Origin of the sequence: Bacillus cereus group sp. BfR-BA-01524 (assembly GCF_022662595.1) — a bacterium.
Lineage (GTDB): Bacteria > Bacillota > Bacilli > Bacillales > Bacillaceae_G > Bacillus_A > Bacillus_A thuringiensis_S.
Genome location: NZ_JAKUDW010000139.1, coordinates 1 through 10,998, shown reverse-complemented (window position 1 = coordinate 10,998; position 10,998 = coordinate 1). Strand labels below are relative to the sequence as shown.

Below are 10,998 nucleotides of genomic sequence, written 5' to 3'. Positions count from 1 at the left end.
AATTCTTGTAGAAGTGGGCTTAATTTTGTGATAGCCTCATCTCCTGTTAATTTTACATCTGCTTTATGATCTTCAATTTTTGCTTCCATTTTTTTATCAGCTGCTACATTTTTATAGTCTGCTTCGTAGTCTTTCTTAGTATCTTGGTAGTCTGCCTTTAAATCGAATTCATTGAAATTTAGTTTTAAATCAGCAGGGGCTTCATTCTTTGCCTCTTCTGTAGTCTTTTTATTAGAAGTCGTGTCTTCCTTTGCAGGAGCTTTACATCCTGTTAATGCAGGTACTAGCATAAGAGCTAATAAAACTGATAGTAAAATTCTCATTATAAATTCCTCCTTATGTAAATTTGTTCTATACAAGTTTTTCCTAAAATCATGTAATTATGTATGTGTTGAAAATAAAATTTTGACTTGTAGCTTCAAGGATTAATCCGCAATTTAAATCAAAAATGATTTGTATGTATATGGTAAATTGAAGTTGTGAGGGAGGGACTAAAATGCATGAAGAATATAAAGAGATAATAAAAAAATCAATTGAATATATAGAGAATCACTTACATGAGGAGCTTACAACAGAAAGAGTGGCATCTCGCAGTGCGGTATCGATGTACCATTTTCATCGTATTTTTCAAAGGTATATTGGGATGAGTGTAACGGATTATATTCGAAAGAGAAGATTAACTCATGCTGCACAGGCTTTAGTATCGACTGAAAGACCTGTTATTGATATTGCAATGCAATATGGTTTTTCCTCACAAGAGGCCTTTACAAGAGCTTTTAAAAGAATGTTTCAATTGCCACCAAAGAAATATCGAAAGTACTTCCAGTCATTTTATATAGAAAGAGGAGAGGGTGTTTCAATGCAAAAAGGTATACCGAAAGGATGGATCTTAAGTGGAAGTCATCCTGCTGAATATGAGATGGGTTTAGATTATGAAGTTGTCCATCAAGGGAAAGTATCTGCATACATAAAAGCAAAAGAGAATGTTACGCACGGAGGATTTTCAACATTAATGCAAATGTTCCGAGCAGATAAATATGTAGGGAAGAGATTACGTTTTACAGCGTTTGTTAAGAGTGAAAGCGTAAGAGATTGGGCAGGATTGTGGATGCGAGTAGATGGAAAAATTCCTTCAACAGATTTGGCTGAAAACTTTTATGAAACACTCCTAGAAGAGCCGGTAAATCTGCAATTTGAAGAGATAGAAAAGTAAGGAGAAAAGATATGTTCAAATATGTAAAACTAATAAGCATTAGTTTAGTAGTATCTTCTTGTATTATGGGGATTAACTATTTGATTAGCTATCTTTGGTCAGGGCATATACCTTCTTTGACGTGGAGAACATATTTGATGTTTGTGTTTATATTTATGATGAGTTTTGGTTCAATGCAAAAAGAGAGCTATGAAGAGAATTGATAATCGTTTTGTTTGCCTTCTTATTATTGATACGCAAATATTTATCACTAGATTAGGGGGATTTCCCGTAACAGACGGTTATCATACAATAATATTTGGTGAAGTTGATTGGGAGAGAAATATTATTGTATTATTACTTATTGTACTAGTTACAAAATGGGTAGCAGGAATTACCATAGGTATAAAAGGGATGGTAAAGAGAAGTAATTCTATAATTAAAGAAGCATAAAATAAAAAGGTATCCTTCAATTGGATACCTTTTTATTATTACTTATTATTTTGCAACTTCTGTCCACTTGTAGTTAAACTCACCACCGAAGTCAGTTGTTACAAGTCCTTTAATGAAAGAGCGTTGTAAGTAAGAACGACCTTGTTGGTATAAAGGAGCGACAGCGCCGTCTTGTAATAGAATTTTTTCAGCTTGCTTCATTGCTTCAAAGCGTGCTTTTTCATCGCCAGCTAAATCTGTTTTCACTTTATGAATGAGCTCATCGTACTCTTTGTTAGAGTATTTATCGAAGTTATAAGCACTATCTGTTGTAAATAAATCTAAGAATGTAATTGGATCAGCGAAGTCAGGGCCCCAGCCATCAATACCAATTTCATAGTCACCACTTAACAGTAGTTTTAACTGCTGTTTACGTGGTTGTGGTTTTAAATTCACTGTTAATCCATCTAAGTTCTTTTCTAGTTCACCTTTTAAATATTCACCAGTCTTTTTAGCTAAAGCATTATCACTTGTTAAGAGTTCAATTGTTACTTTGTCAGTACCAAGTTCTTGCTTCGCTTTTTTCCAGTTTTCTTTCGCTGTTTTCACATCATCTTTCACTAGATTTCCATTTTCCTTACGGAAGTCGTTGCCATCAGGACTTTTTGCAAATTTCGCAGGAACCATTCCTTCAGCTGGAACAGCACCGTTATTTAAAATTGTTTCTACGTATGCTTTCTTATTCATTGCTCCGTTAATAGCAAGGCGTGCATGTTGATTTTTTAATGTTTCATTTTTTTGATTTAGTCGTAAAAATTGAATGCCAACTTCAGCGCGTTCTTTGAAGTTTGGATCGCCCTTATATTTATCAACAAACTCCGCAGTTAAAGCAACGCGATCAATTTGTCCTGAATCATATAAGTTAACTTCTGTAGACTTATCTTTAACGACATTGAAGTTGATTTCTTCTAATTTTACAGTTTTAGCATCCCAATAGTTAGGATTCTTCTTCAATTGGAAGCTTTGCTCATGTTTCCAGTTATCTAATGTGAAAGCACCGTTGTAAATTAAATGATTTGTTTCTAAACCGTATTTATCGCCTTGAGACTTTAAGTAATCTTCATTAATTGGTAAGAATGTTGAGAATGTCGTTAAGCTTAAGAAGTAAGGAACAGGACGGTCTAGTTGTACTTCTAAAGTTTTGTCATCAACAGCTTTAATACCTAATTGATCAACCGGTAATTGTTTTTGGTTTATTTGTTTCGCATTCTTTATATCGAAGAATAAGAATGCATATTCAGCTGCTGTATCAGGATTTACGGCACGTTGCCAAGCGAAGACGAAGTCCTTTGCTGTAACAGGAGTACCGTTTGACCATTTTGAATCACGCAGATGGAATGTATATTTTGTTTTATCGGGACTAATGTCGACCGACTCAGCAACACCAGGAATCGGTTTATTATCTTCTCCCATTGCATATAAACCTTCAAAAACATTTCGCATTACATTCATGGATTCCCCATCCGTTGCTTTTGCAACATCCATTGTTGGAATTTCTGAAGCGAATGATAAGTTAATTGCCTGTTTATCAGGTACTTTATCGTTTGCTTTCGCTCCGCTTGCATTATCTTTATTTCCCCCACAAGCAGTTAGTAATAGACTTGCCCCTAAAACAGATGCAACAACAGGTACAACTTTTTTCTTCATTGTTCGTTCCTCCCTAAATGTGTTGTTCGTAACGTCATAATGTCCATGTCTTGAAGTAGAGCTATAGAAGGAGATAAAACCTATTATAAATATTTGTTTATAGGTAATCAGGTGTTCTATATGTATATACATGTTGAGCTATAATCTATCGTTATATGTTTCAACGTAGTAGACATTATATTTTGATGGTGAAATATTTTGTTTCTTTGATTATTTAGAATATTAACACTGGAAAGAACTATATGTCAATAATAAAAATAGAATGTTAATTTCTTGGAATAATATATTAAAAAAGTAGATTCTCTTGTGTGAGAGAACCTACTTTTAATATATTTTGCTAAAAAAACAATTGGTGAGGGCTAATAATAAGTGGGGATGAAGAACCCCCACTTATTACGGTTTTACTTTATTTTTCAATTTTTGCCCACTTGAAGTTTAATTGACCTGCAAAGTCTACTTGTACAATTCCTTTCACATAAGAACGTTCTAAATAAGATTCGCCTTTTTGGTAAAGAGGAGCGATAACAGAGTCTTTAAATAATATTTTCTCGGATTCTAGTAATGCTTCCCAGCGAGCTTTTTCATCACCAGCTAAAGTTGTTTTCACTTTTGCTATTGTTTCATCGAATTCCTTACTAGAGTAATGATCTAAGTTATAAGGGTTATTCGTTGTAAATAGCTCAAGGAATGTAATTGGATCCGCAAAGTCAGGGCTCCAGCCATCAATTCCGATTTCGTAGTCACCTTTTAATAAAAGCGAAACTTGTTGCTTACGCGGTTGCGGTTTTATATTTACTGTTAAGCCATCTAAATTCTTTTCTAGTTGTCCTTTTAAGAATTCACCAGTTTTCTTATCAAGGTCAGCATCACTCGTTAATAATTCTAATGTTATCTTTTCAGAACCAAGCTCTTGTTTAGCTTTTTCCCATAACTTTTGTGCAGATTTTGTATCAACTTTTGTTAAATCGCCGTTTGCAGTACGGAAGTCTTTTCCTTCAGGTCCTTTTGCAAAGTTTTTTGGAACGAGACCAAATGTTGGTGTAGAGCCATCATTTAATAACGTATTTACAAAGGATTTTCTATCAATTGTTTGATCAATTGCTTGGCGTGCAGAAACGTTTTGAAGTACTTTGTTTTGTTGATTCATACGTAAAAATTGTACGCCTACGTTTGGACGTTCTTTAAAGTTGGCATCTTTTTTATATTTATCAACGAAGTCAGATGTTAGTTTTATACGGTCTAATTGTTTTGACTCGAATAAATTGACTTCTGTTGATTTTTCTTTTACGACGTTAAAATTGATTTCTTCTAGTTTGACAGTATCTTTATCCCAATAGGTAGGGTTCTTCTTAAATTTAAAGCTTTGTTCGTGCTTCCAATCGCTTAGTGTAAAAGCTCCATTGTACAAGATTGTATTATCTTCTAAAGCGTACTTATCACCTTGTGCTTTAAAGAATTCCTCGTTAATTGGTAGAAATGTTGGGAACGCTGTTAAGCTAATAAAATACGGAACAGGACGTTCCAATTCTACCTCAAAAGTATGGTCATCAACTGCTTTTACACCAAGTTGGTCGGCTGGAAGTTCTTTGTTGTTAATTTTTGTTGCATTTTTAATATCAAAGAATAGAAATGCGTATTCAGAGGCTGTTGCTGGATCTACGGCTCTCTGCCAAGCGAACACAAAATCTTTCGCTGTAACAGGAGTGCCGTTTGACCATTTTGAATCTCGCAGGTGGAATGTGTATTTCGTTTTATCGCCACTTACTTCATGAGATTTTGCAACGCCAGGGACAGGTTTGTTACCTTCACTAAGATTATACAAACCTTCAAATACGTTTCTCATTACTTGACCAGAATCAGTATCTGTAGCACGGGCCGTATCCATTGTTCGTATTTCAGTAGGTGAAGATAAATTTAAAACCTGTTTACTAGGTGCCTCGTCTTTTGCATTTGCTCCGCTTGCTTCGTTTTTATAACTACCGCAACCAGTTAATAAAATACTTACTCCTACAACTGATGCAATACCGGGTACAAACTTCTTTTTCATTTGATTTTCCTCCTAAATAATTAAGTTTGGATGATGATGAGGGAAATGAAAAATAAAAAATCCCTCTTTTCATATTGAGAAAGAGGGATTTTTACGTACAAGTTATGCACCCGTATATAAACGAAGTCCCTCATTCTATCTTTCAAGCATAAAGCTTGCAGGAAGTGGCACAGTATTCAAAATGAACCTGCTGCCGAGGTTTCAAAGGGCCAGTCCCTCCACCTCTCTTGATACAATGAGTAAACGAATAAATTTTATTAATTTTTGTTTTTCTTTGATAATTCAAAATCTTACACCTTGAACAATGAAGTGTCAACCAAATGAAATATAGTTTAAATTTTCAGTTTTCTTAAATAAAAAAACCACTGCATATGGCAGTGGTTTTTCGCTTAGAAGTTAAAGTTATCTGGATCTGGACCAACGCGACGATCTTCATTTAAAGCTTGAATTGCTTTCATATCATCAGCACTTAATTCAAAGTCGAAGATGTTTGCATTTTCAATAATGCGATGTTCTTTAATTGATTTAGGGATTGTTACAACTTCGTTTTGTAAATCCCAGCGTAAAATAATTTGCGCAGTTGATTTATTATATTTTGTCGCAATTTCTTGTAACGTTGGATTATCTAGTAGTTGTCCTTGCATTAATGGTGACCAAGCTTCAAGCTGGATGTTATGTTCTTTACAGAATGCATGTAACTCTTCTTGTGCTAAACGTGGGTGGTATTCCACTTGGTTGACCATTGGCTTAATTTCAGCAATTTCAAATACGTCTTGTAAGTGGTGAATGTGGAAATTACTCACACCGATAGCGCGAACACGGCCATCTTTATAAAGTTTTTCTAATGCTTTCCATGATTCAGTATATTTCCCTTTTACAGGCCAATGTACTAAATATAAGTCTAAATATTCTAGACCTAATTTCTCTAATGTAGTTTCAAATGCTTGAAGTGTTGTTTCATATCCTTGATCGCTATTCCATACTTTTGAGGTAATAAATAATTCTTCACGTGAAACACCGGATTCACGAATCGCTTGTCCAACGCCCTCTTCATTTTGATAGATTGCTGCAGTATCGATGCTGCGGTAGCCATTTTTAATTGCTGCTTTTACAGAATCAATTACTTCTGAACCATCTTCTACTTTAAAAACACCTAAACCAAACCAAGGCATTTTTACACCGTTATGTAATGTTGTATAGTCTTTTAAACTTGTTAAAATCATATTATTTCCCCCTAGCTTTTTTGTTTGTTGCTTCTACTGCTTTTTGAATTGCCTCTGAAAAATTATATTCGTATAAAGTTTTGAGACCCTCAGCTGTGGAACCACCTGGCGTTGTTACTTGTTCGCGGAGGTTAGCTGGATCTTGCGTTTGTTCGAGCATAGAAGCAGAGCCAGAAATCATTTGAATGACAAGATGTTTTGCGGTTTCTTCATCGACTCCATAACTTTTTGTTGCTTCAATTAAGCTTTCAGCAAAGTAATAAAGGAAGGCTGGTGCACTTCCAGTAACTGCAGTAAGCTGATGGACTTCTTTCTCAGTACAAAGTTGCGAAGTACCAATACCTCTTAAAAGCAGTTGCAGGGTTTCTTGATGCATCTCGTTTACTGATTGTCCCATTGTATATAAGGAGATAGACTTTCCAATTTCAGCAGCTGTATTAGGCATAATCCAAGCAACAGGCGTGCCTTTTGGGAGTCTAGCTTCTAAATAAGATGGTCCAATGCCAGCTGCTACTGTTACGACAAGTTGATTTGATATTAACGGAGATAGCTCAGCTAATAACTCTTCATGAGCAGAAGGTGGCATTGCTAAAACAACCGTATCGACAGATGTAATATGCTGCTTCCAATCCGTTGTAATAGACACATTATATCGCCTTTGTAATTGTTCTAACTTTTCTACGTTGCTTCGGTTAGAGATGATAATTTCTTCGATGTACTCTTTGCTTGTTTTAAGTAATCCGGAAAATATAGCTTCTGCCATACGACCAGCACCAATAAATAAAATTCGATGTTTGTTAGGCATATCCTTTATTCCTTTCTAGTAGAGATATGTTATAAAAACGATATCATCTTTAAGAGAATTTTGTAAAAAGAAAAGACTTACCGTAGATGGAATGGATAATGAGAAGGCGGAAATTCATGGTAAAGGAAAGGGCTATTCCTTATACTGGTGATAGGGAATTTATTACACATCTGGGGAGAGATAAATATGGTTAGAAGTCCACTTTTTTTACTTGTTTCTAGTATTATTTGTGTATTAGTTGGATTGTATATTCAATCGAGTTATATTGAAATTTTCGCATCAATTATGGGGATCATTAATGTTTGGTTATTAGCGAGAGAAAAAGTATCCAACTTTTTATTTGGCATGATTACTGTTGCGGTATTTCTATACATTTTTATTACACAAGGTTTATATGCAATGGCAGTATTAGCTGCTTTTCAATTTATCTTTAATGTATATGGTTGGTATTATTGGATTGCACGAAGTGGGGAGGGAGAGGTAAAAGCAACAGTTCGTTTAGATTTGAAAGGGTGGACTTTTTATATAAGTTTTATTTTAGTTGCTTGGATTGGTTGGGGTTATTATCAAGTCCGTTATTTAGAGTCAACAAGTCCATATTTAGACGCTTTAAATGCTGTATTGGGACTAGTGGCTCAATTTATGTTAAGTCGAAAAATATTAGAAAACTGGCATTTATGGATTTTATATAATGTAGTTAGCGTTGTAATTTATATTTCTACTGGTTTATACGTCATGCTAATATTAGCTGTTATTAATCTCTTTATATGTGTAGCTGGTTTGCTAGAGTGGAAGAGTAATTATAAGGGGCAAGAACACACAAATAATTATATCTAGAAAATAATTAGAATTAAAAAACCCCCTGAAGCATATATGCTTCAGGGGGTTACTAATAGAATATAAGATTATGCTTTTGTCATACCAAGTAATACAGCGCCGCCGATAATTAAAACACTACCTAGTGCAATAAAGATCAATTGACGTTTTGTTTTCTTTTCACCTAAGAAGACAATTGCGCCGAATGTTGAGATAACGATTCCAGTTTGAGATAATGGGAAGCTTGTTGCTACTCCAACACGTGGTAATGAAAGAAGTAAGAATAAGTTTCCAGTTCCCCATAGTAAACCAGATAAAGCATTACGGATTGCATATTTGTTAAATGGTTTATGTTTAGACGTCAGTACAACCGCACCAACAAACATACCAACTGCTTGTGGTAAAATAGCAGACCAACCGTCGATATTATACCAACGAATAATAATTACATATACAAGATAGCCGAAAGTAGAAACAATTAAAGTAAGAAGACCTTTTTTCAATTGTCCTGGTGGCTGAGCATTTTCTTTATCATCTAATGATGTGAATACAACACCAACTACGATTAATAGGATTGCAATCGTTCCCAGAATGATCGTTGTAGTAGTAGTCCACTCACGGAAAGCGATAACCCCAAAGATAGAAGTTGCAACAAGTTGCATGCCAGTAGAAATCGTTACAGTAGTTGAAACACCTAGTTTTTCAACTGTTTTTAATTGGTTTACTTGTCCTAAAGCCCAGAATAAACCTGAAATAAAACCAACAATTAAGACTGTCATTGTTAAAGCTGGTTGAGTAAATACATACATGATTGTTGCGAAGAATAGAGCACCGATTGTCATACCTACCGTTTGGCTATATGCACCACCGCCCATTTTTACGCTTACTAATAAGATGTTTCCCCATGCAATTGCAGGAAGAAGCGCTAATAAAATGTCCATTACAAGACTCCCTTCGGTTTTCTATACCAATATAATTACATATCGTTCTAACGATCGGTAATGCCCCACTAATAGAGTAGAAGATTACCGATCGCTAAAACAGGATGAAGAACTTACGATATAAATGCGTTTTCATTTCTTCATTTTTTGAAACACCTCCATATAATAACAGGAAATTGCCTATTTTAGAAAGTGAATTCAAATAAAATGTATATTTCAATAAAAGGTAAAATTCAGTTATTTCCCGATGGTATATTTTATTTCCTAAGAAATAAAGAAGCAGCTTCAAAAAAAGCTGCTTTAAGAATTACTAATTCTTTTATTAATAAGCTGAATGCATAGGAGAAATGCGAGTGACATACTAATAGTGATAATCACAAGTGTCCAGGCGAGTTGCATATTACTTGCGTCAATGGCCATGTAAATTGCAGTTGGGATTGTCTGTGTTTTACCAGGAATATTCCCGGCAAACATGAGTGTAGCACCAAACTCACCGAGCGCGCGGACAAAGCTCAAAATCATCCCGCTTAGTAAGGCAGGAAATGCGAGCGGAAGTGTAACGTGCAGAAAAACTTGATATTCACTTGCGCCAAGGTCACGAGCACTTTCTTCAATTTGTACATTTGCGATAGAAAATCCCGTTTTTGCTGATTGGTACATAAGCGGAAATGCAACAACTGTAGAAGCGATAATCGCAGCAGTAGATGTGAACATAATAGACTGCTGAAATAATGATTCGATCCACTTTCCGATCGGGCTGTTGTTTCCAAACATGATAATGAGAAAGAAGCCGATAACAGTTGGTGGAAGTACCATTGGTAATAAAAAAATGGTTTCTAATAGTACTTTATATCGCCATGAGGAGCGAGCTAATACTCGCCCGACAATCGTCCCTAAAATTGTAACGAGAATAGTGGCGCAAGCAGCTACTCTTAAAGATAGAAAGACAGGCGATATAATAGCATCAATGCTCATAGTAATTACGACAGGACTGTAAATCCATATTTCTTAAAGATAGATTGTGCATCTTTTGACTGCAAATACTCATAAAATGAAGTCGCCTCTTTCTTATGTTTAGATTCCTTTATAACACCTAAAGGATAGTGGATTGGCTCATGAGAAGTAGCTGCTGCTGTCTCACCAATCTTTACTTTATCTGAAATGAGAGCATCTGTTTTGTATACGATACCAGCATCGACATTCCCTGTTTCTACATATGTTAACACTTGGCGAACATCTTTTGTAAATACGACTTTATTTTGAACATCATTCCAAAGGTTTTCGTGTGTTAGAGAAGCCTTTGCATATTTTCCAGCAGGTACAGATTCAGGTGTACCAAGTGCAATTTTTTTGATTTTCTCATCTTTTAAATCTTGAAATTTTGTAAGAGAGCTATCTTTAGGGATGACTAGAACTAGTTCATTTCCAAGAAGATTTTTCCCCTCTTTTTCATTAATGAATCCTTTTTTTACAAGGGTTTGGAATTTATCTTCTGCTGCAGAGAAGAATAAATCAGCAGGTGCACCTTGTTCAATTTGTTGTTGAAGTGCTCCAGAAGCACCGAAGTTAAAAGAAAGTTTAATATTTGGTTCTTTTTCTTTATATTGTTTTTCAATTTCTTTTAATGCATCTTGTAAGCTTGCAGCAGCTGAGATAGTAAGTTCAACTGTTTTATCCTCTTTAGCAGCTGACTTTGTATTCTTTTCCCCACTTGTACAAGCAGCACTAAATATAAGAAGGAAAGAAAGTATAAGTGCCCCAATAGAACGTAATGTAAATTTATTCATAAAAAAATCCCCTTTCGTTTTGACACATCTAATTATAACTAATTATAA

12 protein-coding genes and 1 riboswitch are annotated in these 10,998 nt (G+C 35.0%); of the genes, 4 read left to right on the top strand and 8 right to left on the bottom strand.

Features of this window, described 5'->3' with window-relative positions; all coding sequences use genetic code 11:
• Positions 1-323, bottom strand: a 323-nt coding sequence (locus tag MR170_RS28155; RefSeq protein WP_242310248.1) for a YusW family protein, incomplete at its 3' end; no start/stop codon positions are given.
• Positions 324-496: 173 nt separating this feature from the next.
• On the opposite strand from MR170_RS28155, the gene MR170_RS28150 reads away from it, so the two are divergent.
• The 3 genes from MR170_RS28150 to MR170_RS28140 are packed head-to-tail and all read left to right on the top strand — an operon-like array spanning position 497 to position 1,645.
• Positions 497-1,213, top strand: coding sequence for a helix-turn-helix domain-containing protein (locus MR170_RS28150; RefSeq protein ID WP_242310246.1), 717 nt, complete (start codon positions 497-499; stop codon positions 1,211-1,213).
• Positions 1,214-1,224: 11 nt separating this feature from the next.
• Positions 1,225-1,416: a hypothetical protein gene (locus tag MR170_RS28145; RefSeq protein WP_016083986.1), complete on the top strand. Its 192-nt coding sequence runs from the start codon at positions 1,225-1,227 to the stop codon at positions 1,414-1,416.
• On the top strand, positions 1,403-1,645 hold the full coding sequence (locus MR170_RS28140) for a hypothetical protein (protein WP_016083985.1): 243 nt from the start codon (positions 1,403-1,405) through the stop codon (positions 1,643-1,645). Before MR170_RS28145 ends, MR170_RS28140 begins: the two co-directional genes overlap by 14 nt.
• A 45-nt stretch (positions 1,646-1,690) precedes the next feature.
• Here the strand turns inward: MR170_RS28140 and MR170_RS28135 are convergent, their stop codons facing one another.
• The 4 genes from MR170_RS28135 to proC all read right to left on the bottom strand — a co-directional run bounded on the left by MR170_RS28135 (position 1,691) and on the right by proC (position 7,406).
• Positions 1,691-3,331 carry a peptide ABC transporter substrate-binding protein gene (locus tag MR170_RS28135; protein ID WP_043937312.1) on the bottom strand — a complete coding sequence of 547 codons (1,641 nt, stop codon included), beginning with the start codon at positions 3,329-3,331 and terminating at the stop codon, positions 1,691-1,693.
• Positions 3,332-3,737: 406 nt separating this feature from the next.
• Complete coding sequence (locus MR170_RS28130; RefSeq protein WP_242310244.1) at positions 3,738-5,378, bottom strand: peptide ABC transporter substrate-binding protein; 1,641 nt, start codon at positions 5,376-5,378, stop codon at positions 3,738-3,740.
• A 132-nt stretch (positions 5,379-5,510) separates the two neighbouring features.
• Positions 5,511-5,615, bottom strand: a riboswitch (SAM riboswitch).
• Between the two features lie 152 nt (positions 5,616-5,767).
• Positions 5,768-6,601 (bottom strand): aldo/keto reductase, encoded by an 834-nt coding sequence (locus tag MR170_RS28125; protein WP_000604196.1) that lies wholly within the window; start codon positions 6,599-6,601, stop codon positions 5,768-5,770.
• 1 nt (position 6,602) lies between these two features.
• Positions 6,603-7,406, bottom strand: coding sequence for a pyrroline-5-carboxylate reductase (proC, locus tag MR170_RS28120; RefSeq protein WP_242310242.1), 804 nt, complete (start codon positions 7,404-7,406; stop codon positions 6,603-6,605).
• Between the two features lie 186 nt (positions 7,407-7,592).
• On the opposite strand from proC, the gene pnuC reads away from it, so the two are divergent.
• Positions 7,593-8,243, top strand: a complete 651-nt coding sequence (gene pnuC, locus MR170_RS28115; protein ID WP_016083980.1) for a nicotinamide riboside transporter PnuC — start codon at positions 7,593-7,595, stop codon at positions 8,241-8,243.
• A 68-nt stretch (positions 8,244-8,311) separates the two neighbouring features.
• Here pnuC and MR170_RS28110 read toward each other — a convergent pair whose 3' ends face one another.
• The 3 genes from MR170_RS28110 to modA all read right to left on the bottom strand — a co-directional run bounded on the left by MR170_RS28110 (position 8,312) and on the right by modA (position 10,950).
• Positions 8,312-9,163, bottom strand: a complete 852-nt coding sequence (locus MR170_RS28110) for a GRP family sugar transporter (RefSeq protein WP_000353546.1) — start codon at positions 9,161-9,163, stop codon at positions 8,312-8,314.
• Between the two features lie 300 nt (positions 9,164-9,463).
• Entirely contained in the window at positions 9,464-10,138 is a 675-nt protein-coding gene (gene modB, locus MR170_RS28105; protein WP_029441445.1) for a molybdate ABC transporter permease subunit, read from the bottom strand.
• 5 nt (positions 10,139-10,143) lie between these two features.
• The gene (gene modA / locus MR170_RS28100; RefSeq protein ID WP_242310240.1) at positions 10,144-10,950 is read right to left on the bottom strand and encodes a molybdate ABC transporter substrate-binding protein; all 807 of its coding nucleotides are present in this window, start codon (positions 10,948-10,950) and stop codon (positions 10,144-10,146) included.
• Between the last annotated feature and the right edge of the window lie 48 nt (positions 10,951-10,998).

Coding starts and splice junctions, on each gene's coding strand:
- MR170_RS28140 (WP_016083985.1), top strand. CDS start 1,403: ATGAAGAGAATTGATAATCGTTTTGTTTGCCTTCTTATTATTGATACG.
- pnuC (WP_016083980.1), top strand. CDS start 7,593: ATGGTTAGAAGTCCACTTTTTTTACTTGTTTCTAGTATTATTTGTGTA.
- MR170_RS28125 (WP_000604196.1), bottom strand. CDS start 6,601: ATGATTTTAACAAGTTTAAAAGACTATACAACATTACATAACGGTGTA.
- modA (WP_242310240.1), bottom strand. CDS start 10,950: ATGAATAAATTTACATTACGTTCTATTGGGGCACTTATACTTTCTTTC.
- MR170_RS28135 (WP_043937312.1), bottom strand. CDS start 3,331: ATGAAGAAAAAAGTTGTACCTGTTGTTGCATCTGTTTTAGGGGCAAGT.
- MR170_RS28145 (WP_016083986.1), top strand. CDS start 1,225: ATGTTCAAATATGTAAAACTAATAAGCATTAGTTTAGTAGTATCTTCT.
- MR170_RS28150 (WP_242310246.1), top strand. CDS start 497: ATGCATGAAGAATATAAAGAGATAATAAAAAAATCAATTGAATATATA.
- modB (WP_029441445.1), bottom strand. CDS start 10,138: ATGAGCATTGATGCTATTATATCGCCTGTCTTTCTATCTTTAAGAGTA.
- MR170_RS28130 (WP_242310244.1), bottom strand. CDS start 5,378: ATGAAAAAGAAGTTTGTACCCGGTATTGCATCAGTTGTAGGAGTAAGT.
- proC (WP_242310242.1), bottom strand. CDS start 7,406: ATGCCTAACAAACATCGAATTTTATTTATTGGTGCTGGTCGTATGGCA.
- MR170_RS28110 (WP_000353546.1), bottom strand. CDS start 9,163: ATGGACATTTTATTAGCGCTTCTTCCTGCAATTGCATGGGGAAACATC.